The 23,762-nt window shown below is 34.4% G+C and carries 20 protein-coding genes; 9 read left to right on the top strand and 11 right to left on the bottom strand.

Translation table 11 applies throughout. The features are described 5' to 3' along the window. Positions 1 to 202: 202 nt before the first annotated feature. From mltG to dapF, 3 genes are read right to left on the bottom strand one after another with little or no spacing between them, the layout of a single operon-like run. Positions 203 to 1,240: an endolytic transglycosylase MltG gene (mltG, locus tag HX049_RS15420; RefSeq protein ID WP_131540698.1), complete on the bottom strand. Its 1,038-nt coding sequence runs from the start codon at positions 1,238 to 1,240 to the stop codon at positions 203 to 205. Between the two features lie 8 nt (positions 1,241 to 1,248). Beyond that, positions 1,249 to 1,773 (bottom strand): GNAT family N-acetyltransferase, encoded by a 525-nt coding sequence (locus HX049_RS15415; protein ID WP_131540697.1) that lies wholly within the window; start codon positions 1,771 to 1,773, stop codon positions 1,249 to 1,251. 5 nt (positions 1,774 to 1,778) lie between these two features. Next, complete coding sequence (gene dapF / locus HX049_RS15410; protein WP_286416961.1) at positions 1,779 to 2,561, bottom strand: diaminopimelate epimerase; 783 nt, start codon at positions 2,559 to 2,561, stop codon at positions 1,779 to 1,781. Positions 2,562 to 2,695: 134 nt separating this feature from the next. On the opposite strand from dapF, the gene HX049_RS15405 reads away from it, so the two are divergent. Both HX049_RS15405 and HX049_RS15400 read left to right on the top strand, forming a co-directional pair. Continuing rightward, the gene (locus HX049_RS15405) at positions 2,696 to 4,096 is read left to right on the top strand and encodes a trypsin-like peptidase domain-containing protein (RefSeq protein WP_286416959.1); all 1,401 of its coding nucleotides are present in this window, start codon (positions 2,696 to 2,698) and stop codon (positions 4,094 to 4,096) included. A gap of 113 nt (positions 4,097 to 4,209) precedes the next feature. Beyond that, positions 4,210 to 5,658, top strand: a complete 1,449-nt coding sequence (locus HX049_RS15400; RefSeq protein WP_131540694.1) for a glyceraldehyde-3-phosphate dehydrogenase — start codon at positions 4,210 to 4,212, stop codon at positions 5,656 to 5,658. A gap of 73 nt (positions 5,659 to 5,731) precedes the next feature. On the opposite strand, the gene HX049_RS15395 is transcribed toward HX049_RS15400, so the two are convergent. Both HX049_RS15395 and HX049_RS15390 read right to left on the bottom strand, forming a co-directional pair. Beyond that, positions 5,732 to 6,301, bottom strand: a complete 570-nt coding sequence (locus tag HX049_RS15395) for a TlpA family protein disulfide reductase (RefSeq protein WP_286416957.1) — start codon at positions 6,299 to 6,301, stop codon at positions 5,732 to 5,734. A 173-nt stretch (positions 6,302 to 6,474) separates the two neighbouring features. Then, on the bottom strand, positions 6,475 to 7,794 hold the full coding sequence (locus tag HX049_RS15390; protein WP_286416955.1) for a solute carrier family 23 protein: 1,320 nt from the start codon (positions 7,792 to 7,794) through the stop codon (positions 6,475 to 6,477). Positions 7,795 to 7,927: 133 nt separating this feature from the next. Here HX049_RS15390 and HX049_RS15385 point away from each other — a divergent pair, with 133 nt between their 5' ends. Then, positions 7,928 to 8,581, top strand: a complete 654-nt coding sequence (locus tag HX049_RS15385; protein WP_286416953.1) for a hypothetical protein — start codon at positions 7,928 to 7,930, stop codon at positions 8,579 to 8,581. Positions 8,582 to 8,648: 67 nt separating this feature from the next. Here the strand turns inward: HX049_RS15385 and HX049_RS15380 are convergent, their stop codons facing one another. Next, a complete protein-coding gene (locus tag HX049_RS15380) occupies positions 8,649 to 10,910 on the bottom strand; it encodes an aconitate hydratase (RefSeq protein ID WP_286416951.1) in 2,262 nt (753 codons plus the stop codon). A 281-nt stretch (positions 10,911 to 11,191) separates the two neighbouring features. Between HX049_RS15380 and HX049_RS15375 the strand changes: the two genes are divergently transcribed. Beyond that, entirely contained in the window at positions 11,192 to 11,656 is a 465-nt protein-coding gene (locus HX049_RS15375) for an OsmC family protein (protein ID WP_286416949.1), read from the top strand. A gap of 92 nt (positions 11,657 to 11,748) precedes the next feature. Here HX049_RS15375 and HX049_RS15370 read toward each other — a convergent pair whose 3' ends face one another. From HX049_RS15370 to HX049_RS15360, 3 genes are all read right to left on the bottom strand, one after another. After that, entirely contained in the window at positions 11,749 to 14,511 is a 2,763-nt protein-coding gene (locus tag HX049_RS15370) for a bifunctional aconitate hydratase 2/2-methylisocitrate dehydratase (protein ID WP_131540688.1), read from the bottom strand. Positions 14,512 to 14,919: 408 nt separating this feature from the next. Continuing rightward, the gene (locus tag HX049_RS15365; protein ID WP_131540687.1) at positions 14,920 to 16,293 is read right to left on the bottom strand and encodes a peptidylprolyl isomerase; all 1,374 of its coding nucleotides are present in this window, start codon (positions 16,291 to 16,293) and stop codon (positions 14,920 to 14,922) included. Continuing rightward, positions 16,280 to 17,149, bottom strand: a complete 870-nt coding sequence (locus HX049_RS15360) for a hypothetical protein (RefSeq protein ID WP_131540686.1) — start codon at positions 17,147 to 17,149, stop codon at positions 16,280 to 16,282. The genes HX049_RS15365 and HX049_RS15360 overlap by 14 nt, the downstream gene beginning before the upstream one ends. A 391-nt stretch (positions 17,150 to 17,540) precedes the next feature. Here HX049_RS15360 and HX049_RS15355 point away from each other — a divergent pair, with 391 nt between their 5' ends. Then, positions 17,541 to 19,133: a peptide chain release factor 3 gene (locus HX049_RS15355; RefSeq protein WP_131540685.1), complete on the top strand. Its 1,593-nt coding sequence runs from the start codon at positions 17,541 to 17,543 to the stop codon at positions 19,131 to 19,133. A 415-nt stretch (positions 19,134 to 19,548) separates the two neighbouring features. Here the strand turns inward: HX049_RS15355 and HX049_RS15350 are convergent, their stop codons facing one another. Further along, complete coding sequence (locus HX049_RS15350; RefSeq protein ID WP_286416944.1) at positions 19,549 to 20,064, bottom strand: DUF2892 domain-containing protein; 516 nt, start codon at positions 20,062 to 20,064, stop codon at positions 19,549 to 19,551. Positions 20,065 to 20,203: 139 nt separating this feature from the next. Further along, positions 20,204 to 20,860 carry an HAD family hydrolase gene (locus HX049_RS15345; protein ID WP_131540683.1) on the bottom strand — a complete coding sequence of 219 codons (657 nt, stop codon included), beginning with the start codon at positions 20,858 to 20,860 and terminating at the stop codon, positions 20,204 to 20,206. Positions 20,861 to 20,960: 100 nt separating this feature from the next. On the opposite strand from HX049_RS15345, the gene HX049_RS15340 reads away from it, so the two are divergent. The 4 genes from HX049_RS15340 to HX049_RS15325 all read left to right on the top strand — a co-directional run bounded on the left by HX049_RS15340 (position 20,961) and on the right by HX049_RS15325 (position 23,697). Beyond that, a complete protein-coding gene (locus HX049_RS15340; protein WP_286416941.1) occupies positions 20,961 to 21,503 on the top strand; it encodes an RNA polymerase sigma factor in 543 nt (180 codons plus the stop codon). Between the two features lie 43 nt (positions 21,504 to 21,546). After that, positions 21,547 to 21,960: a hypothetical protein gene (locus tag HX049_RS15335; RefSeq protein WP_131540681.1), complete on the top strand. Its 414-nt coding sequence runs from the start codon at positions 21,547 to 21,549 to the stop codon at positions 21,958 to 21,960. A 4-nt stretch (positions 21,961 to 21,964) separates the two neighbouring features. Then, entirely contained in the window at positions 21,965 to 22,396 is a 432-nt protein-coding gene (locus tag HX049_RS15330) for a hypothetical protein (RefSeq protein WP_131540680.1), read from the top strand. A gap of 89 nt (positions 22,397 to 22,485) precedes the next feature. Then, positions 22,486 to 23,697, top strand: coding sequence for an RsmB/NOP family class I SAM-dependent RNA methyltransferase (locus tag HX049_RS15325; RefSeq protein WP_006263112.1), 1,212 nt, complete (start codon positions 22,486 to 22,488; stop codon positions 23,695 to 23,697). The last annotated feature ends 65 nt before the right edge of the window (positions 23,698 to 23,762 follow it).

The following is a 23,762-nucleotide window of genomic DNA, read 5'->3' as shown; positions in this document are numbered from 1 at the left end:
AACGCTCTTTGATTTTTGGTTCTCTTCCCATCTTTTTATGTTTTAAAAACTGTACAGTTTTTTTAGGACGGGTCAACAGCACCAACAGTAAGAGTTAACTACTAGCTCAATGAATCTCCACAAATTATAAATATACCATGCTAATAATTTATAAAGTTAAAAAAAGCTGTCTAACATTAGACAGCTTACTTCTTTTATTTTTTTAATTTATACCTGCTTGGTTTAGCCATGCACTATACTTTCTACTATTAGCATTATGCTGAGCTAACGTCACTGCAAACTCATGATATCCTAATCTATCTACACTCGCACAAAAATATACATAATCGTGCTTCTCTGCATTCAATACCGCATCTATACTAGACTGATCTGACATAAAGATAGGCCCAGGAGGTAATCCTGTATTCTGATACGTATTATAAGGTGATGGTATCTGAGTATCCTTTAGGTACACTCTTTTGATCACTTGTTTAAAATCATTAGTATATAATTTCTTAGCATATACTACTGTAGGATCTGCTTGTAGTGGCATTCCTAACTTAATTCTGTTTAGGTATACTCCTGCTACTCTTTCTTTCTCGTCTGCTTTACTCGTTTCTTTCTGAACAATAGACGCTAAGATAGATACCTCTACAGGTGTTAGCCCTAGAGCTTTTGCTTTCTCTTGACGTTCAGCGTTCCAGAAGCGGATATACTCTTTATGCATCTTATTGCGAATCTTCAAAGGGCTTACATTCCAATAGAATTCATACGTCTCAGGTAAGAAACATACTAATACACTCTCTTTAGTAAATCCGTTTTCTTCTAAGAAACTAGGTTCGTAGAACGTCTCTAAGAATCCTATACTATCCGTCTCAAACATAGAACCTAACCTTCCTGCGAAATCTTCTATACGCTCAAGATTATTATACGTTAGACGCACAGGTACATTCTTTCTAAGTGCCTCGATGATGTCATAGGTATTCATCCCATTTCTAAGTTTAAAACGACCACTGAATACATTAGACGGATAACTGCGCTGTTCTGCTATTTCTACAAAACCATCCTTATCATTTAGGTAAGGCTCTAATATCTTCAGTACAGAATGAAAGTTGTCTTCTTGCTTAATGTAGATAAACTGTTCTTCATCCCATCCTTTTAAATTAGGCGAAAATGCCTTCCCATACCATATATACAAATATCCTAACAGTCCAAATCCCCCAAGAACAACTAGAATAACTAAGATGTTTTTTAATTTCATAATTTTATTTAAAATAATAATTGATACAACGCTTCGTCTTTATAAACTCCGCCAACTCTTTCCCAATCTTTTTTTATACCTACTAGCTTAAAACCGTACTTTAAAAACAGTTGTTGGCTAGGATAATTATCTACCGAAATATTAGCATACAGCTGGTGCAAACCTAATACTTCTTTGCCATAATTAATAACTAATTCTAATGCTTCTGCTCCTGCTCCTTTTCCTCTATCTTCTGGATGTTGGATTACAATACCTACACCAGCTCTATTGTTCTTAGGGTCAAATTCAAATAAATCGATCAACCCTAATGCCTGTTCTGTATCTATATCACAGATAACTAATCTCAACTGCTTTACTTCATAGATATCAAGATGAGCATTCTCTAAATACTGTCTAATCAAGAAGCGGCTATAAGGTGTCACCGTATTACTAACTTCCCATAGATCAATGTCATTCTCTATCTGATAGATAAACTCTAAATCTTCTGGCTCTAAAGCACGTAAAAATATAGCATTCCCACGAATATGTAACATCTTTTTTATATTTCTATTGTCCCTTCAAACACTAGTTTGGCTGGTCCGCTTAATACTACATTTCTATAACTAATACGATCATCTGTATCAAAACTAATCGTCAGACTACCTCCCTCTACATCTATCTTCACTTCGTTATGATCACACTTCCCTTGAGCATACATCGATATCGCTACTGCTGTAGCACCTGTACCACAAGATAACGTCTCATCTTCTACCCCTCTCTCGAATGTACGTATTCTGAAATGATTAGGACCTTCCTGCTCTACGAAGTTTACATTAGTACCTCCTGGTGCATATAATTCGCTTTCTCTTATCTCTTGTCCTATACCGAATACATCATAGTTACCTAGATCTCTCACTACCTGTACATGATGAGGTGATCCCGTATTTAAAAAGCTATATGACTTCTCTATCTCTATCCCTGACACATTGATCATTTGTAGAGATACTACTCCATCACTACTAATCGTAGCTGTATGTTCTCCATCTATAGCTATAAAACGGCAATTGTCATTAATTATTTTTAATTGTTTTGCAAAGGCCACTAGACATCTACCTCCATTACCACACATGGTACTCTCACTTCCATCGGCATTATAATAGACCATTCTAAAATCATATCCTTCTGCTTCTTCTAACAAAATCAAACCGTCTCCCCCTATTCCAAAGCGTCTATGACATAAGTGTGCCACTAATTCTGTATCTTCTTTTGGAAAAAAGCCAGTGCGGTTATCTATCATTACGAAGTCGTTACCAGTCCCTTGATACTTATAAAATCTCAACATATAGCTAATCTTACTTAAAGTGGTAAAAATACAAATAATGTATGTTAAAACACGGTGTTAAGTGATGGTTAAACATCATTTTGTTCAAATTTTTATTTAGTAATTTTAGTTTTATTTAATTAATAGATTTATATATGAAAAAGATCTTAGGTGTTTTTTTAATTTGTTTATTAAGTGGTAGTATGACACTGGCTGGTTATAAGTATTTTTTTGAAAATCAAAATGATGCAGAGCTAACTAAATTAGAGGAGATACCGTCTGCACTGTCTACTACTAAGTCTTCTATTATTCCTAATTCGTCTATTGATTTCGTTAAAGCTGCTGAAAACACAGTAAATACAGTAGTTCACGTCAAAAATCTAAGTTATGTATCTTCTCGTTCTAACCCTATTATGGAACTATTCTATGGGTATAAGCCTTCACCAAAACCTCAGATAGGTACAGGGTCAGGTGTTATCATTACAGAGGATGGCTACATCGTCACGAACAACCACGTGATTGCTAATGCCTCTGAACTAGAAGTGACACTCTCTAATAATGAAACGTATAAAGCAAGACTAATCGGTACGGATAAAGAAATGGATATCGCGCTATTAAAAATAGAGCCAAAAGAAAAATTATCCTATATTGTATTTGGAGATTCTGACAATATTCAACTAGGGGAATGGGTTATCGCTGTAGGTAATCCTTATAACTTAACTTCTACAGTTACAGCTGGTATCGTATCAGCTAAAGCTCGTAATCTGTCTAAGAGAAGTATTCAATCCTTTATACAAACAGATGCCGCTATCAATCCTGGTAATAGTGGAGGTGCTTTAGTGAATACTAAGGGAGAGTTAATCGGTATTAACACCATGATCTCGTCTAATACAGGTGCTTATGTAGGCTACGCCTTTGCTGTGCCCTCTAATGTAGCGCGTAAGATAGTTGAGGATTTATTAGAATATGGAAATGTACAGAATGCTACTCTAGGAGTATCTGGATATGAATTAACTCCTCAAATCGTTAAAGAGCTAAACATTAGTACTACCACATTTGGTTTTTATATACAAGATATTATAGCGAACTCTGGTGCAGCTCAGGCTGGATTAAAGACTGGAGACATTATCACGAAGATTAATAATAAGGATATTAAGACCTTTGTAGATCTCCGCTCGATCATTAATACTAAACGCCCTAAGGATACAGTAGCAATAGAATACTTAAGGGGGAATGATAAACACAGTACATCTGTAAAACTAGGTAAAAATGAACCGCGAAAAATAGAATTCAGAGGGCTAGAAATACAAGAATTAGATTCAGCAGAAAAAGAAGAATTAAACATCAACTATGGGTTTAAAATAACCAAGGTATTAGACAAGGAATTTGCTAAATATGAAGATGATTTGATTGGCAGTATTCTCCTTTCTATCAATGATTTCAAAGTTTCTAACATCAATCAAATTAAAAATATCAATTCTCAGATTAATCAAAATCAAAAAATAAAGCTCACTTTAATGAATAAAAATGGAGAATATCTTCGTTTACTAATATAATCGTAAGGTTCACCCAATAAATACACTAAAAAGAGTATTTTAAACTTTACAACTTGATTAATTCATTAAAAAAACAGACTTTTGCAGTAATTTATCACAACACAATTTAATATATGAAAAATACTAGTCTTTACGAGAAAGAATTAGCTTTTCAAGCAGATCGTAGAAAAGCATGCGTAGAGTTTATTAAGATTATCAGTGACCTATGGTATGACAAGTCTATTGAACTATTAATGTTCCGTAACCAACTTATCGACCGCAGCGTTAGCGATATCATTAACTTACACGAGTATGCTGCAAAATTTGTTGGTAAACCAATCAATATTTTTGATTCTGTAGAAATAGCTGAAGCGATTCAACGAGCTGACTTACCACCTTCTAGAATCGATATCGGTCGTTTAACTTATGAATATCACTTAGAAGACAACAAGCACAGCAATGCTTTAGACTTTGTTATTTCTAAATTAAAAGATGCTAAAGAAACAGAAGAATTAGTACCTAAAGACGTAGTACTTTACGGATTTGGACGTATCGGACGTTTATTAGCTAGAGAGTTAATGAACAAAATCGGTAAAGGACAACAGATGCGTTTAAGAGCTATTGTAACTCGTGATAAAAACGATGCAGTTCTTTTAGAAAAACGTGCTTCTTTACTTAAATATGACTCAGTACACGGAGACTTCGAAGGTTCAGTAATCGCTGATCCTGAGAACAATGCTTTAATCATCAATGGTACTACAGTACACATGATTTCTGCTAATGCTCCAGAAGACATTGACTATACTCAATATGACATTGAGAATGCTTTAATCATCGATAATACAGGTGCTTTTAAAACTGATGAAGATTTAAAACGTCACTTAACTTCTAAAGGTGCTTCTAAAGTATTATTGACAGCTCCTGGAAAAGGTGTACCAAACATCGTTCACGGTGTTAACCACACTGAGTATGATCCAAACCAAGTAGATATCTGGTCTGCTGCTTCTTGTACTACGAATGCTATTACTCCTATCTTAAAAGTAATGGAAGATAACTTCGGTGTAGTAAAAGGACACTTAGAGACTATCCACGCATACACAAATGACCAAAACTTAGTAGATAATATGCACAAGAAATACCGTCGTGGTAGAGCTGCTGCATTAAACATGGTTATCACTGAGACAGGTGCTGGAAGTGCTGTAGCTAAGGCATTACCATCATTAGCTGGTAAACTTACTTCTAATGCTATCCGTGTACCAGTTCCTAATGGATCACTAGTAGTATTAAACTTAGAAGTTGAAAAAGAAACTTCTGTTGAAGATTTAAATGAAGTAATGCGCAAAGCTGCTCTTAACGGAGACTTAGTAGAGCAAATTAAATATTCTATCAATAACGAATTAGTATCATCTGATATCGTAGGAACATCTGCTCCATCTATCTTTGATAGTAAAGCAACTATCGTTTCTGCAGATGGTAAAAATGTAGTAATGTATGTATGGTATGATAACGAATATGGTTATAGCCACCAAGTTATCCGCTTAGCTAAGTACATCGCTCAAGTTAGACGTTATACTTACTATTAATAGATAGTAAACTTAATATACGAAAAAGTCCAGCAATAGCTGGACTTTTTTTATATCTCTTTGTATTTCATTTTTATTTCAACAAGTCATCTAACATGACTCTAAACTTAGAACTATTCCAATCAGCTGCTCTGAACTTTCGCACTACTATATTTCCTTTTTTATCGATTACATAAGAAGCTGGTATAGATTCGGAAAACAAAACAGCAGGAGCTGCATTCTGCTCAAAATAAATAGGTAAAGTATACTGATGTTTCTCTTTAAATGCCTTTACTTTATCAGGAGATTCTGACGTGACAAAAAGAAAAACTACTTTGTCCCTATAATCGTTATAAAGCTCTTGAAAACTAGGTTTCTCTGCTAAACATGGAGGACACCACGTAGCCCAAAAGTTAATGATGACTACTTTTCCTTTAGTTTGATCTAAGTCAAAAGTCTGGCCATGTTCATCAATTAAATGCCATGACTCATAATTCACTGTTTGTTGATTTTCGACATTCTCCAAGCTAGGACTCATAGCCACAAGCCTATTCAACCACACCTTGACACTATCCCCTAAAGGAGTAAATAAAAAAACTCCTAATACAATAATAAATATAGCATTAGATATCCATCCTTTCTTTTTGATATTCTTCTCACTCATACTCTTACTTTATTCAATATTCAAATCTAGAATACTCATTATACAAATACTACAAACCTATTCTACGTTATAATTATTGTACAATCACTTTTCGTTTATCTTTTTATAATGTATTCTGAGTTAAATATATAAAGAACTCGCCACAACAAAAAATGTACTTCTCTAAAACTGCACTAAGATTTTCTAAACATATCGTCAAAGTCTACATCTACTCTACCAGGTAATACGATATTTAATACTATCCCTATAATAGATGCCAATGCCATTCCTTCTAATGAGAATAATTCTCCTATATGAATAGCTGCTCCTCCGATACCGATAATCAATATAACTGATGAAATAATCAGGTTTCTCTTTATCTTAAAATCTACATCATTCTCAACTAACATACGCAATCCACTTGATGCTATAATACCAAATAAAAGAATAGAAACACCTCCCATTACAGGTGCTGGTATCGTACTTAACAAAGCTGATATCTTACCACAAAAACCAAATAGAATAGCAAAACATGCTGCTCCCATAAAAATATAAATACTAAAAGCTCTTGTAATAGCTAATACTCCAATATTTTCACCATAAGTAGTATTAGGTGGTCCTCCTATTAATGAAGCTAACATAGTGGCTACTCCATCACCTAACATACTCTTATGCAGTCCTGGATCTTTTATTAAATCTTTATCAATAACTTTACTCAACACTAATTGATGCCCTATATGCTCTGCAATAGGAACAATAGCTACAGGTAACATCAATAAAATAACATACCATGACACAGTAGGCTCATAATGTACAAAAGGCACCATAAAGCTAGGCACTTCAAACCAATTAGCATCAATTACTTTATCGAAATGCACAACTCCCATTATAGCAGAAAAACAATAACCTCCTACAATACCTACTAGTACAGGAATAACACTAAGAAAACCACGTGTAAATATTGCTGTAATAATCGTTATAGCTAATGTTACTAAACCAATCATAACATAAGTTAGGTCATATTCTCCTTGAGGATTATTAGTTACCATTCCTATCGCTGTACTAGCTAGTCCTAAACCAATAACCATAATAACTGGCCCAACTACAATAGGCGGTAATAATTTCATTAACCAATTAGTTCCTGCCTTAGCAATTAGTAGTGCCACTAAAGAATAAACAACTCCTACAAGAAAGCTTCCTACCAAAAAACTACCCACTGGCATGCCAGAAGAGGGGTCTGCTTCTAAAGCTTTCATTGCAATAATAGGGTTTATAAAAGCAAAAGAAGAACCTAAATAAGAAGGTACTTTTCCTCTAGTGATAAAAATAAAAACCAATGTACCAATACCACTCGATATTAATGCAATAGCAGGGTTCATGCCTGTCAAGGTTGGAACTAAAACTGTTGCTCCAAACATCGCAAATAAATGTTGGACACTCAATAGAATCCACTGTCCTACTTTAGGCTTCTCATCTACTGCCAATACTATTTTCTTATCTTCTATATCACCCATCTTGTGCTGTTGTGTATTTAAATTACAAAATAACTATAAAATAAAGTAGTTAACAAAATATTACTTAAAAATGGTTTAACAATGTCATATTTTATTACATACATTTACAACAACATTTAAAACACAATAACATATGAAAAGATTTAAACTTTTCTTCTTACTTACAGTAAGTATTCTATTAACTTCTTGTGGAGCTAAACAAATTGCACTTAACAAACAGAGCTATCACAGTGAAAAAAAAGTAGCAGTAATCATAAATAAAACTGAACTTAAAACCATGAGACTTGGAAGTCAAGGTCTGTTAGATATAGCTGTAACACCACAAAAAAAGTATTTAAAAGCACTAAATGAAATAGACAGTATTTATAGCCCAAAAATTCATACTGCCTTAATTAACGAAGTCAAAAAGATATACGATTATACAAAAAAGAATTATCTTATTATAGATGATTCAGAGAATTTACCTACTATAATACAAAATAAGAAAGAAGTATTAGATTACAACTATATCAAGGAAACATATGAAGTAGACGAAATACAAGAAATAACTCTTCAATATGGAATAGCAATCACGTATCATGGTTTTATAGAAATAGAGAAAAAATCATTTGTCAATATTACTTCAACGATTACGAATATCGATATGAACAGTATCATTCAGCGCTATGATAAATTAACTACTGGAAAGTTAAAAGGAAAATGGCAAAATGAAAACTATGAAATTTTACAGAATTCCCTAAAAGAATGTTTAACTATAGCAAAAAGAGATTTTAACAGTCAATTTTAATCTAAATAAAAGGGTATCCATCTTAAACGGATACCCTTTCTTCTTATAAGAGGTTATAAATGACTATTTATTTACCTGCTGCAATTAAGTTTAATGCAGAACCTGCTTTAAACCATTCTATTTGACTTGCATTATATGTGTGATTAGCTTTAATCACGTCTTTAGAACCATCTGCGTGTACAAACTCTAATGACAATTGCTTACCTGGAGCGAACTCAGTTAAGTCTAAGAAGTTGATAGTGTCATCCTCTTGAATTTTATCATAATCTGCTTCATTAGCAAACGTTAAAGCTAACATACCTTGTTTCTTTAAGTTTGTTTCATGAATACGTGCAAAAGACTTCACTAATACAGCTTTTACCCCTAAGTGACGAGGCTCCATAGCAGCGTGCTCACGTGATGATCCCTCACCATAATTTTGATCTCCTACTACGATTGTCGGAATACCTGCCGCTTTATAAGCTCGCTGCACAGCAGGTACAGCTCCATACTCTCCTGTGAGTTGATTCTTAACTTTATTTGTTTCATGATTGAAAGCATTCTCAGCCCCTATCAACATATTGTCCGAAATATTATCTAAGTGGCCACGGAAACGCAACCAAGGACCTGCCATAGAGATATGATCCGTAGTACATTTACCAAAAGCTTTGATCAGCAATTTAGCTCCAGTAATATTCTTTCCATCCCATGGAGTAAACGGCTCTAACAATTGTAAACGACTAGAAGTAGGATTCACATCTACTACTACATTTGAACCATCAGCAGCTGGTGCTTGATACCCTGGATCCTCTACTGCAAAACCTTTAGTTGGTAATTCATCACCTGTAGGAGGAACTAATTTTACTTCCTCTCCGTTGTCATTGATTAGCGTATCCGTGATAGGATTAAAACTTAAATCACCTGCTATAGCTAGGGCTGCTACCATTTCTGGTGAAGTTACGAAAGCATGCGTATTTGGGTTACCATCTGCACGTTTAGAGAAGTTACGGTTAAACGAGTGAACAATAGTGTTTTTCTCTTGCTTATCTGCTCCTTCACGATCCCATTGACCAATACATGGCCCGCAAGCATTTGTAAACACTTTAGTTCCCATCTTCTCAAAAGTCTCAATGATACCATCTCTTTCGATCGTATAACGTATTTGTTCAGAACCTGGGTTAATACCAAACTCAGCCTTAGGAGTGATTCCTTGAGCTACTGCTTGTTCTACAATAGAAGCCGCTCTAGACATATCTTCATAAGAAGAGTTAGTACAAGAACCTATTAATCCCCACTCTACTTTTAATGGCCATCCGTTAGCTTCTGCTTCTGCTCTCATTTTTGAAACAGGAGTTCCTCTATCTGGTGTAAAAGGTCCATTAATATGTGGTTCTAATTCAGATAAGTTTATTTCTATTAACTCATCAAAGTATTTTTCTGGGTGAGCATATACTTCAGCATCCGCTGTTAAGTGCTCAGCTACCTTATCAGCTGCATCGACTACATCTTGACGACCTGTTGCAGCTAAATATCTTCTCATTGAATCATCGTATCCAAATGTAGAAGTAGTCGCTCCTATCTCAGCCCCCATATTACAGATAGTACCTTTACCAGTACATGACATAGAAGTAGCCCCTTCACCGAAATACTCTACGATAGCTCCAGTTCCACCTTTTACAGTTAGAATGTCAGCTACTTTAAGGATAACGTCTTTAGGTGCTGTCCAACCATTTAACTTTCCAGTTAATTTTACTCCTATTAATTTAGGAAACTTCAATTCCCAAGCCATACCAGACATTACATCTACTGCATCAGCTCCACCAACACCGATAGCTAACATACCAAGACCACCAGCATTAACTGTATGTGAATCTGTACCTATCATTAAGCCTCCTGGGAAAGCATAGTTCTCTAGCACAATTTGGTGAATAATACCTGCTCCTGGCTTCCAAAATCCTATTCCATATTTATTAGATACAGAAGATAAAAAGTTAAACACCTCTGATGATTGGTTCTGTGCTGTTTGAAGATCTGTAGCCGCACCTACTTTTGCTTGGATTAAGTGGTCACAGTGTACTGTAGTTGGTACTGCTACCTTTTCTTTTCCAGCATGCATAAATTGCAATAAAGCCATCTGAGCTGTTGCATCTTGACACGCTACACGGTCCGGTGCAAAGTCTACATAGTCTTTACCTCTTTCAAATGATTGTGATGGTGTTCCATCCCATAAGTGAGTATATAAAATCTTTTCTGAAAGTGTTAATGGACGCCCCACTACTTCACGAGCTTTCGCTACTCGGTCAGGCATCTTATCATACACTTTTTTAATCATTTCAATATCAAAAGCCATAATAAATTTCTTTTTTTTACAATTTAAATTATTAAGACAATTTACAGTTTTTTACCTCTAATAAATTCTATATAAATGTTAAAACAATATATTTAAAATGATTCTACTTAAACAAAGTAGATTTGCAAGGAATACCCAAATGCAAAGTATAAAGATGACATGATAACAAGGGAATAGATGTGTATTTTTTTTAAATTTGAATAAATCATTGATAGTAAGAGTTACTCTAACTCCACTACTATCTAAATACACAAAACAAAACATTTAGATAAGCCAATACTATGTACAAACATCTTTTTAAAGCAGCACTAAATTGGATAGCGCCCGACAAGCAAAAAGAGTCAAACAAAAAGGTGTATGCTAAAAGCCATACCGTAAAAATAGAGGGAAAAGATATTTTAGCTATTTCAGCAGCCAAAGCTTTTAAAGGAGATCCTACCTTGCTAAATCCAGAAGATTTATTGCTGAGTGCCCTTACCTCGTGCCACATGATGTCTTATCTATACGTATGCCAACAACACAATATAGAAGTGCTCGCTTATGAAGATAATTCGGAAGCTACATTGGTACTAAATGATGATGGCAGTGGACGTATAACTAAAGTAGTTTTAAATCCGATAATACGCATCAACGATGAATCGCAAAAAGAATTAGCACTACAACTGCATACCCAAGCCAATAAACTTTGCTTTATTGCTAATTCTTGCAATTTTGAAATAGAGCATCATGCCCAATGTTTCAGTTAAAATTAGCATCATATTAAAATCAAGTATATCATAAAAAAAGCGAGGTAGTCTGTATGGACTACCTCGCTTGGTATATATAAATACTATTCTAATTACTTAGTAGGGATTGGCTTAAACTTAGTTAAGTTAATTCCTTCTACTGAAGCTTTATATTCTTCGATAGTTGGTATTCTTCCTAAGATAGCAGATAATACTACTACTGGAGTAGAAGCTAATAAAGATTCTCCTTTTTTGCGTTCTGAATCTTCTACTACACGTCCTTGGAATAAACGAGTAGATGTAGCCATTACAGTATCACCTTTAGCTGCTTTCTCTTGGTTCCCCATACATAAGTTACAACCAGGGCGCTCTAAGTACATAATGTTTTCATACTCTGTACGAGCATTGCTTTTTGGCAACAAGTCACTGAACTCAAATCCTGAATATTTTTGTAAGTATTCCCAATCTCCTTCAGCTTTCAACTCGTCGATGATGTTGTAAGTCGGAGCAGCCACTACTAATGGAGCATTAAACTTAACTTCACCACTTTGCTTTTCAATGTTTTTAAGCATTTGAGAAACTATCTTCAAGTCGTCTTTATGTACCATACAAGAACCTACGAAACCTAAGTCAACTTTTTTGTTGTCTCCATAGTAAGAAAGTTCTCTAATTGTATCGTGTGTATAGCGTTTAGAAACATCTTCGTTATTTACATCTGGGTCAGCAATCATTGGCTCCTCGATAATATCTAAGTCAATCACTACCTCAGCATAATACTTAGCATTAGCATCTGGAGTTAAAGCTGGTTTTTCACCTGATCTAATCTCTTCGATACGCTTATTAGCCTTGTCAATCAAGCCTTGAAGCACTTGATTTTTATTATCCATACCTTTCTCAATCATGATTTGGATACGGCTTTTTGCTATTTCTAATGATTCAATTAAAGTATCGTCTTGAGAAATACAGATAGATGCTTTAGCTTTCATCTCTGCAGTCCAGTCTGTAAATGTAAAGGCTTGGTCAGCAAGAAGAGTTCCGATATGTACTTCGATAATTCTTCCTTGGAATACGTTCTCTCCTGCGAATTGTTTCAACATTTGAGATTGTGTAGCATGCACCACGTCACGGAAATCCATATGTGGTTTCATAGTCCCTTTAAAAGTAACTTTAACTGACTCTGGAATTGGCATTGAAGCCTCACCTGTAGCTAGAGCTAAAGCAACTGTTCCTGAATCCGCACCGAAAGCAACTCCCTTAGACATTCTCGTATGTGAGTCACCACCGATAATAATAGCCCAATCGTCAATTGTAATATCATTCAATACTTTGTGAATAACGTCAGTCATAGAATGGTATTCACCTTTAGGGTCACGTGCTGTAATTAAACCGAAGTCGTTCATAAACTTCATCAATTTAGGGATATTAGCCTGCGCTTTTTTGTCCCATACAGAAGCAGTGTGACATCCAGATTGGTAAGCTCCATCTACGATAGGAGAAATAACTGTAGCAGCCATTGCCTCTAACTCTTGAGCAGTCATAAGACCAGTTGTATCTTGAGACCCAACGATATTAACTTCTACACGTACATCAGATCCAGCGTGTAATACTTTTCCTGGAGCTACTCCTACTGCATTTCTATTGAAGATTTTCTCTACAGCTGTAAGTCCTTGTCCTTCCACAGAAACTTCTTTTGAAGGAGCAAATACTGTTGGAGCTGTTATACCCAATACTTTAGCTGCGAAAGTTTGAATTTTTTTACCGAACACGATAGCATAAGAACCACCTGCTTTGATAAACTCCATTTTTTGTGGAGTTAAAGCTTTAGAAATATCGATAAGCTCTTTTTCTCCGTTATAAAGTTTTTTTGTTTTTGTATTAATTGTCAATACAGTTCCTGTTGCTACAGAATAAACTTCCTCTAAGATAGGCTCTCCTTTTTCGTTAAGGACAACTTTTCCATTTGCGTCTGTTTTCTTTACCCAGTTCTTAAGGTCAATTCCAATACCTCCTGTTACATCCACAGTCGTTAAGAAAATAGGAGAAATTCCATTTGTACCTGCTACAATTGGAGCAATATTAACGAAAGGTACATAAGGACTTGCTTGTTTACCTGTCCATAATGCTACGTTATTCACACCTGACATTCTAGAAGACCCTACTCCCATTGTTCCTTTTTCCGCGATTAACATCACGCTTTTACCAGGATGAGCTGCTTGTAGCGCTTTAATCTCTTGTTGAGCCTGAGGAGTGATCATACACTGTCCATGAAGTTCACGGTCAGAACGAGAGTGAGCTTGGTTACCTGGAGATAATAAGTCTGTAGAGATATCCCCTTCACCAGCGATGAAAGTTACTACATCTATTTTCTCAGCTACTTCAGGAAGTTTAGTAAAGAACTCTGCTTTAGCATAGCTCTCTAAGATATCCTTAGCAATAGCATTACCAGCTAAGAAAGCCTCTTTTAGACGTAATGTATCTGCATCGTATAAGAACACTTGTGTCTTAAGTACTTTAGCAGCTTCTAAAGCGATAGCTTCATCATTACCTAATGCTAAATCTAAAAGAACCTCGATAGAAGGACCTCCCTTCATATGAGATAATAATTCAAAAGCAAAAGCTGGAGTAATTTCTTTTACTACAACCTCACCTAAGATAATTTCTTTTAAAAACTTTGCTTTAACACCAGCAGCACTAGTAGTACCAGGTAAAACATTATAAATAAAAAGCTTAAGAGAATCCTCATGGTATTCGTTCTCAGCATCTTTTACTTGTGCTATAACTTCACTTAATAGTTCAGCACCGTCAATTGGCTTAGGGTTAAGCCCTTGAGTTTTTCTTTCTTCGATCTCGTTGATGTAATCCTTGTAAAGACTCATAGTTATGTCTATTTAATAAAAGGTTGAGGATAGAACCCTGTATCAACCTATACATGTTATTTAGTATTAGTTCTTTTCTAAGCTTAATCCTCACACACTCATCCTTCTTAGTTTAGATAATTATGTTTAGTTTATCACTTCGATTTTTGTCAGTACAAATTTAAGCAAACTAATTTATTTTCAAAAGTTTTTAATGAATCCTACAAATACAAAAAATATTATTTACAAACATTCTTCTTTACTGAATTAAATTCAATAGTTTTAATAAACAGAACCTCTTTTTCTGAAATTAATTAATTTTTAATGCTTAATATATCATATTACGATATTTATCCCTTAAACATAAAAAAAACGACATTCTAGCCAATTGCTAAAATGTCGTTTTCATTCTTTCAGATTATTATATTCTTATTTTTTAAGCCAATTATTACGGAATTTACAATTGCGAAATTCTCCTTGAATGTTAATATAAGCATCATTTACCTTACGAGATACCCATTTATTTACTTCTTCACCTTGCTTTTTATTTAAGGCCATATTTCTAACCTTCGTATAATCCTCAGCAAAATCAATTTTATGCTCAGCATATTTCTTATTGATTGTTACTATGCGATAGTATTTCTCTTGCTTTTGCATATCATTCTTTAATGCCACTTGAGATACTTCGCCTTCTTTTAGATTAGACACTAAGAAGTATAGTTCTCTATCTTCCATATTATTCAATTCAAAACGTGGATCTAATGATCTAGGATCTTTCATAATACCACCATTTTGTTTTGTATCCTTATCATCTGACTCACTAGCTGCAGCAGCTGCGAATGTGATTTCTTTATTCGCAATCTTCGTACGAATATTCTCTGCTCTTTTTTTAGCTTCTTCTAATGCTGCATCAGTCGGTTTTGGCTTTAATAAGATATGTCTTAGATCTAAGTGCTGTCCGCGTATCTTCTCTAAGTATATGATATGATAACCGTACTCTGACTCAAATGGCTCTGAGATCTCTCCCTCTGCCATATTAAATGCTACCTCTTTAAACTCTTTTACGAAAGGAGACTTTTTAGTGATAGAATAGAATCCTCCATTACTAGCAGACCCTCTATCATCTGTGAATAATACCGCTTTACTAAAGAAACTAGCTCCATTCTCTAACACGTCTTTCTTCATCTCATTCAGACGATCGATTACTTTTTGCTTTTGCTCTTTAGAAATCTCTGGTTTAATCACAATCTCAGCTATCTCTACCTCATCACCTACAGTTGGCAACTGATCTTTAGGAATCTCGTTAAAGAACTGACGTACTTCTTCTGGAGTGATAGTTACCTTCTCCACGATATGCTGTTGCATATTCTGTGTCAGTTTATTTTGCTTTACGATTTCGAATAATGCCTCGCGTAGCTCTTCTTCGTTCTTTTTATTATAGAACTGAATAATCTTATCTATAGACCCCACATCCTCCACCATACGGTTGATCTGTTCGTTCATAAAGCTAGTCACCTCAGCATCCGTCACCTCCAAGCTGTCTTGTACAGCCTGATGAGCAAATAGTTTATCCTCTAATAGTTTTTCAAATAAATCACATCTTGATAAATCACCTGTAGGAATACGTTGTGCCTTAAGCTCTATCAACGTTTTATCAATTTCTGATTCTAAGATAATGTAATCACCTACTACTCCTACTACTCCATCTATTTTTCTACCTTGCTTAGTCTGCCCTTGCGCAAATCCTACAAAAGAAAGAGCTAGCCCTAGAGCTACCATTACCTTCTTATTAAAAAACTTCATACTTTTTATTTTTTTTAGCATCCTTTAATATATCTTCTTCGTATTGTTTTAGTAATTCCATTTTACGATCATTAATGACCATCATCTTTAGTGATTTCTTTAAATAACTAAAAGGAATTACACTTCCTCTAGATAATACTGTATTCACTTTTACAAAATAAGTACTATTTTCTTCTTCTACCTCAAAAAAGGTATTGTTTTTTAAGTAATTATCTTTGTTATTATTATTTAAGAAAGGGAGTTTCTCATATATCTGCTTCACATCCACCCATATAGAGTCATTTAGAGCATATGATTTCATATGTAGAGACATACCTTCTAATTTTTCATGATCCTCTTTTCGAGACGAGCTAAAATACTTCCTGATAGTATTATAATTACTATTATCCTTTAAGACATTAGCATAAGACATTTTTACCAACATATCTTCTACAAGGAAATTACTCTTATACTTATCATAATACACCTTCAAATCTTTCTCTTGAATGATGGTATCTATACTCTTCTGTACTAATTTTTCTAGATAATCCTTGATCAGCAAATCACTTTTAAATTGATCGACTAATTTATCTATTTCTTCTTTCTTATCACTAGAGAGGTTAAATTCTGCTGCATCTATCAATAACTTTTTAGTAGCCCACTTATCTATAAATCGAGTAACAATGGCCAAGCTATCCTGCTTATCAGCACTAGATGGTACGATGCCATGCACCTCATCTCTATCTAAATAAGTATCATTCACCCTTGCTACAGCATTCTCTTTAGTACCACTACTACCAATCTTATCACAAGATACCACCATAGCACCACATAACATACTCAAAAACAAGGTTCCTACTAAGCGATATTTATTCATATACTATTTCTATTTATGAAACTAATTCCCAAAAATACTTATTTTAAAATAAAGTTTTATAACCTTAGATAAGTTACTTTATAATTCTGCCTCCACTCCTTTTAAATTCCAACACACAATAATACAAATCTTTACTAAAGTACATACACTAGTTAACGAAGTATTGATAATAATTATGTAATTATTTTACATAAAGGATAACTCCTTTCCTATCTAAATATTGTATTTCACAGTAGCTCGACTCTCTTTATTCATTGCACTATTTACGCATACCCCATCACTACTAGCTCGTATAAGGATTAGATACCAACTAAATGTATGCATCATTCTCCAAAAAACAACTTTTAATTCCGCAAAATATAAGTACTTTTGTACCTTAAATTTTTTAATAATGAGTTTTTTAAAGGAAATAGATCGTAGACGTACATTTGGTGTAATTGCTCACCCTGATGCTGGTAAGACAACATTAACTGAAAAGTTACTACTTTTTGGTGGAGCTATTCAAGAAGCTGGTGCAGTAAAAAACAACAAGATTAAAAAAGGAGCTACTTCCGATTTTATGGAGATTGAACGCCAACGTGGTATTTCTGTTGCAACTTCGGTTCTTGCATTTAATTATAAAGACAAAAAGATTAATATTCTAGATACACCTGGTCACAAGGACTTCGCAGAAGATACATTCAGAACACTGACTGCAGTAGACAGTGTTATCGTAGTAATCGACGTAGCTAAAGGGGTTGAGGAACAGACTGAGAAGCTTGTAGAAGTATGTAGAATGCGTAACATCCCAATGATCGTATTCATTAACAAACTTGACCGTGAAGGACGTGATGCTTTTGAACTAATGGATGAAGTAGAACAAAAACTTCAACTAAAAGTTACTCCTTTAAGTTTCCCTATCGGTATGGGGTATGACTTTAAAGGTATCTACAATATCTGGGAAAAGAATATCAACTTATTCAGTGAAGATAGCCGTAAGAACATTGAAGAAACAATCAATATCTCTGACTTAGCTTCTCCTGAATTAGACAAATTAGTAGGTGAAAAATCTGCTAATAACCTACGTGATGAACTAGAAATCATAGAAGGTATTTATCCAGAATTTGACAGAGAAGAATATATCAGTGGTAACCTACAACCTGTATTCTTTGGTTCTGCGTTAAACAACTTTGGGGTACGTGAGCTATTAGATTGTTTTATCCAAATCGCTCCTTCTCCTCGTGCTAAAGAATCTAGTACAAGAGTAGTAGAGCCAAAAGAAAATACGTTCTCAGGATTTGTATTTAAGATCCATGCTAACATGGACCCTAAACACAGAGACCGTCTAGCATTTATCAAGATTGTATCTGGTACATTTGAGAGAAATACTCCTTACTTACACGTAAGACAAGGGAAGAAACTTAAGTTCTCTAGCCCGAATGCTTTCTTCGCTGAGAAAAAAGAAATCGTAGATGTATCTTATGCTGGAGATATCGTAGGGTTACACGATACTGGTAACTTTAAGATCGGAGACACACTAACTGAAGGAGAAATCATGCAGTTCACAGGTATACCAAGTTTCTCGCCTGAGCACTTCCGTTATATCAACAACGCTGATCCACTTAAGTCTAAACAATTAGAGAAAGGTATCGATCAGTTAATGGACGAAGGGGTAGCACAGTTATTCACCCTAGAGATGAATGGTCGTAAAGTAATCGGTACTGTAGGAGCCCTTCAGTACGAGGTTATCCAATACCGTTTAGAGCACGAATACGGAGCTAAATGTACGTATGAGAACTTCCCTGCTTATAAAGCATGTTGGGTACGTCCAGAAGATCCTAAAAACGAAGAGTTCAAAGAATTCAAACGTATTAAGCAGAAGTTCCTAGCTTTTGATAAATCAGGACAACTAGTGTTCTTAGCAGATAGTGAATTCTCTATCCAAATGACACAAAGTAAATTCCCTACTGTGAAACTAGCATTCACATCAGAAGAGATTAAATAGTCAATATACTATAAAATATAAAATCGCTTAAGAGATAATCTTAAGCGATTTTTTTTATAGTTCTATCTTTATTTAGAAAGTCAAAACAAGAGGTAAGCATCTGAATACTAAAAACTATGTTCTGACTTTTTGATATCTTTCATACACTAGCTAATCACATTTTTAACACTTCGGATTTACATACATACGTACAAACTAATATCCATCACTTCTACCACCATTCACCTCTCTCTCACTCTCCATCGGAACAAATACACACTCTATCTAGTCTAAGTATATAGTCACTCCGATAAAACTGTCTATAAAACAGAGTCACTACAGACTCATAACGGACTCACTACGGACTCAAATCGACTGAGATACAAAAAAAGCCACACCTAAGTGTAGCTTTCTATATCTTTAACAAAATCTAAGATTAGAATCTCTTCATTTGTTCTTTCATCATTTTGATTTGGTCTTTTAACATCCCTTGTTTATCAAGCTTCTGTGCTTCACTTAGAAGTTTAGTAGCTTCTAGCTTACGTCTCTTCGTCATTGCGATACCTGCTAGCTGAAGTTTAGCCATTGCTAAATCTTGATCCATGTTTAGTCCAAGCTCTACAGCCTTCTTCATATACTTCTCTGAAGCATTTAAGTTAGTCTGAGAAGTCATGATTCCCATTAAGTAGTTATAATATCCATTCTGCTTACGCACTAATGCTGTCTCAGGATTCTTGATTTTATTCAACCATTTTTGGGCACCGTCAAAATCTTGTTTTCTCAATTTTAAGAAAGCTAATAAGATAAACTCATTTTTATAGTAAAGTAATATTACTAATGAAATAAGGAACAATAAGAAAATACCGTTACCAATATTACCTTCTACGAATTGCCAAACTGATACTGCGAATAATACCGCAGCGATACCTAATTTAATATATCTATGAAACATCTACTTAATAAGCTTTTATTATAAAGAACGCAAAGTTAATAATTTCTATCCATTATAAAAATAAAAGAAAGTCAAATTAAACGCCTTTACATTCCTAAATCATTATATTTTTTCTTAACTACTTTTTATCTACTCTACCTTAGAGCTGGATGATATAGTCTGCATCTATCGTCGTAAAATCGTGTACGATATAGTTAGCCCCTGTATAGTCTTGTTGTTTAGAGTTAGCACTCTTATATCCTATTACCTTAATACCTGCTGCATTAGCTGCCTTGATACCATTAGTACTATCTTCTATCACGATACAGTTATCCTTATCACTGTACTTAGCTAATGATGCTGCCTTTAAGAATATAGCTGGGTCTGGCTTAGACTTAGGCAGATCTTCTCCACTTACGATATGTGTAAAGAACGGATACAGCCCAAAACGAGTGAACACTCTATCTATCGTACTCTTAGATGCTGATGATCCTACGATAAGTTCTATCCCTCTAGCATGTAACCCTTCTATCAAGTCGCGTACACCATCTATTAATTCTAGATCAGGCTTGGTATCAAAAGATTCGTTAAACAACGCTCTTTTTCTCAATACCATATCCGGAATATTACCTTCTACACCATATATTTCTTTTATGCGCTCATACGTATTCTTAGTAGAGTGCCCTGTAAAGGAATTATATACGTGTTCTGAAACTTCTATTCCCAATTCTTTAAAGTGACTGTGATATGCGTAACGGTGTACTGGCTCAGTATCTACAATCACCCCGTCCATATCAAATATAACCGTCTTGATCATTTTTTTCTGACAAAAATAATCCTTTATATCAATATACTGACTTTATTTATCTACATTTACTTCTCACATCCAAAAAACAAACTATAAAATATTAAAACTCTTGTCAGACGAAATTTCACTCTTACATCGATTACAAAATAACGACACAAAGCATGAAGCATTTCGTGAATTACTAAGCCTCTATCAGCAGCGCTTGTATATGCATATCCGTACTATAGTGTTAAATCACGATGACACTGATGATGTGCTACAAGAAGTTTTTATAAAAATCTACCAAAACATAGATACCTTTAAAGGTAATAGTCAATTGTTCTCATGGATGCATAGAATAGCGACTAATCAAGCACTAGATTTTCTAAAGTCAAAAAGTAGAAAAATGCAACTAGAAGATGATGAGCTAAATGAGTATCTAGTCAATCAGCTGGAGGCAGACAGCCTATTCGATGGTGATGAAGCAGAACTCATATTACAAAAGGCAATAGCGTCATTACCTCAAAAACAACAACTCGTCTTCAAGATGAAATACTATGAAGATCTAGACTACCAGACTATATCAGAAATTTTAGAGACTAGTGTAGGAGCACTAAAAGCTTCTTATCATCACGCAGTAAAGAAAATAGAACTTTTTATAAAGTCAAATTAAACCTTTGTACTTTTTAATCGTCTAACTAATAAAGGAGAAGAATATGGACAATAAATATTTAAATACGAAAGATCCTAAAGATACTTTTAAAGTACCTGAAGACTACTTTGCTAATCTAGAGAGTAGAGTATTAGCTAATATTGACTCTTCTATCACCCCTACTCCTAAAATAGTACCTCTGTATAAAAACCGTTATATTTGGACCACCGCAGCAGCGGCTATTGCATTGCTGTTTGGTATAAAGTTCTTCTTTTCTCCAGATTCTAATTCCTTAAATAAGGATAGTATAGAGAATTACTTAGAATACAATCAAAGTTTCTCTTTAAACAATGATATTATCAATGCATTAGATGAAGAAGACTTCAATGACCTAAAAGACAATATAGAAATAAAACAATCCCAAATAGATCATTATGTGTTATCACATATTGACATCGAGTATTACTTAAATGAATAATACAATGAAACAATTATTAAGTATTTTAATGGTGCTTATGTTTAGTGTAACTACTTATGCACAAGACAAACATGATCAGATTAGATCATTAAAAGTTGCTCATATTACAGCTGAATTAAATTTGAGCAGCGAACAAGCTGAAAAGTTCTTACCTATCTACATCGCTTATGATAAGAAGATGTCAGAACTACGACATACTAATGTATTTAAATACATCAAAAACGCAGATATACAAGACTTAAACAAACTAAGTGATAAAGAAGCGATTAAGAAAGTACAGGAATTAATAGACTTCGAAGAGTCTTATTCTTCTGCTCGAATCAAGTTTGTAGAAGACACTAAAAAGATCATAGGTGAAAAGAAAATTCTTGTTCTAAAAAAGGCAGAAGACGACTTTAACCGTCAACTCTTAAAAAAGTATAAAGACAAGAAGTAATTCTCTTTAACTTAAAATAATACTAATCCATACCTATAAAGCCCACAAATCAACGTATATTTGTGGGCTATTTTATATATAATATAATAATGAGATTACACAGAAACCTTGTATTTACAGTTATAGACTCTATTTTAGCTATATTCAACGATGGTGAGTATGCAGATAAAATGGTAGCTAGAGCCTTGAAAAAAGATAAACGCTGGGGAAGCGCTGATAGAAAATTCGTAGCTGAGACTATCTATGAAATCGTAAGATGGAGAAGACTATATGCTGAAATAGCAGAAGTAAAAGACCCTATAAACAGAGATGACGCTTGGAGAATATTCGCTGTTTGGGCTGTACTTAGAGGTTATACATTACCAGACTGGAAATACTTCGAAAACACACCTGCAAGACGTATCAAAGGTAGATTCGACGAATTAAATAAAACACGTAAGTTCAGAGAGTCTATTCCTGACTGGATGGATGAACTAGGTGTGAAAGAATTAGGTGAAGAAAAATGGACAAAAGAACTTGCTGCTCAGAATAAACAAGCTAGCGTGATCTTACGTGTGAATACCTTAAAAACAACTAGACAAAAACTATATGGTATTCTGATGGATCTAGATATAGAGACTATCTTACCAGAAGAATATCCTGATGCATTAATTCTTAAGGAAAGAGCGAATGTATTTATGACAGATGCTTTTAAAGAAGGATTATTTGAGGTACAAGATGCTTCTTCACAGTTAGTAGCTAGATTGTTAGATGTAAAACCTGGAATGCGTGTAGTAGATACATGTGCTGGTGCAGGTGGTAAGACACTACACTTAGCTTCTCTTATGGAGAACAAAGGACAAATCATAGCAATGGATATCTATGAGAGCAAACAAAAGCAACTAAAGATCAGAGCTAAACGAAACGGAGCTTTTAATATAGAGTACAGAATCATAGAAGGTACTAAAACGATTAAAAAACTACATGACAAGGCTGATCGTCTATTAATAGATGCACCATGTAGTGGATTAGGAGTATTAAAAAGAAACCCTGATAGCAAGTGGAAGCTTAGACCTGAGTTCGTAGAAGAAATTAAGCAAGTACAGGAGCAAGTATTACAAGATTATTCTAAGATACTTAAAGCTGGTGGTAAGATGGTATATGCTACCTGCTCTATTCTTCCTTCTGAAAATGAACTACAGATAGAAAAGTTCTTAAAATCAGATGCTGGTAAAGACTTTAAACTGATCGAAGATCATAAAATTCTATCTAGTGAGTCTGGTTTTGACGGATTCTATATGGCTTTATTAGAGAAAAAATAAACCTATCGATAACAAAAGCCTGTTTTACCTTAAAACAGGCTTTTTACTTATATACTCCTTTTGAT

It is taken from the genome of Myroides odoratimimus (assembly GCF_030326305.1).
GTDB lineage: Bacteria > Bacteroidota > Bacteroidia > Flavobacteriales > Flavobacteriaceae > Flavobacterium > Flavobacterium odoratimimum_A.
This window is presented reverse-complemented; position numbering and strand designations above follow the sequence as displayed.

Bases quoted from the DNA above. Each gene is read 5' to 3' on its own strand.
- mltG (WP_131540698.1), bottom strand. From the start codon at position 1,240: ATGAAATTAAAAAACATCTTAGTTATTCTAGTTGTTCTTGGGGGATTT.
- HX049_RS15415 (WP_131540697.1), bottom strand. From the start codon at position 1,773: ATGTTACATATTCGTGGGAATGCTATATTTTTACGTGCTTTAGAGCCA.
- dapF (WP_286416961.1), bottom strand. From the start codon at position 2,561: ATGTTGAGATTTTATAAGTATCAAGGGACTGGTAACGACTTCGTAATG.
- HX049_RS15405 (WP_286416959.1), top strand. From the start codon at position 2,696: ATGAAAAAGATCTTAGGTGTTTTTTTAATTTGTTTATTAAGTGGTAGT.
- HX049_RS15400 (WP_131540694.1), top strand. From the start codon at position 4,210: ATGAAAAATACTAGTCTTTACGAGAAAGAATTAGCTTTTCAAGCAGAT.
- HX049_RS15395 (WP_286416957.1), bottom strand. From the start codon at position 6,301: ATGAGTGAGAAGAATATCAAAAAGAAAGGATGGATATCTAATGCTATA.
- HX049_RS15390 (WP_286416955.1), bottom strand. From the start codon at position 7,794: ATGGGTGATATAGAAGATAAGAAAATAGTATTGGCAGTAGATGAGAAG.
- HX049_RS15385 (WP_286416953.1), top strand. From the start codon at position 7,928: ATGAAAAGATTTAAACTTTTCTTCTTACTTACAGTAAGTATTCTATTA.
- HX049_RS15380 (WP_286416951.1), bottom strand. From the start codon at position 10,910: ATGGCTTTTGATATTGAAATGATTAAAAAAGTGTATGATAAGATGCCT.
- HX049_RS15375 (WP_286416949.1), top strand. From the start codon at position 11,192: ATGTACAAACATCTTTTTAAAGCAGCACTAAATTGGATAGCGCCCGAC.
- HX049_RS15370 (WP_131540688.1), bottom strand. From the start codon at position 14,511: ATGAGTCTTTACAAGGATTACATCAACGAGATCGAAGAAAGAAAAACT.
- HX049_RS15365 (WP_131540687.1), bottom strand. From the start codon at position 16,293: ATGAAGTTTTTTAATAAGAAGGTAATGGTAGCTCTAGGGCTAGCTCTT.
- HX049_RS15360 (WP_131540686.1), bottom strand. From the start codon at position 17,149: ATGAATAAATATCGCTTAGTAGGAACCTTGTTTTTGAGTATGTTATGT.
- HX049_RS15355 (WP_131540685.1), top strand. From the start codon at position 17,541: ATGAGTTTTTTAAAGGAAATAGATCGTAGACGTACATTTGGTGTAATT.
- HX049_RS15350 (WP_286416944.1), bottom strand. From the start codon at position 20,064: ATGTTTCATAGATATATTAAATTAGGTATCGCTGCGGTATTATTCGCA.
- HX049_RS15345 (WP_131540683.1), bottom strand. From the start codon at position 20,860: ATGATCAAGACGGTTATATTTGATATGGACGGGGTGATTGTAGATACT.
- HX049_RS15335 (WP_131540681.1), top strand. From the start codon at position 21,547: ATGGACAATAAATATTTAAATACGAAAGATCCTAAAGATACTTTTAAA.
- HX049_RS15330 (WP_131540680.1), top strand. From the start codon at position 21,965: ATGAAACAATTATTAAGTATTTTAATGGTGCTTATGTTTAGTGTAACT.
- HX049_RS15325 (WP_006263112.1), top strand. From the start codon at position 22,486: ATGAGATTACACAGAAACCTTGTATTTACAGTTATAGACTCTATTTTA.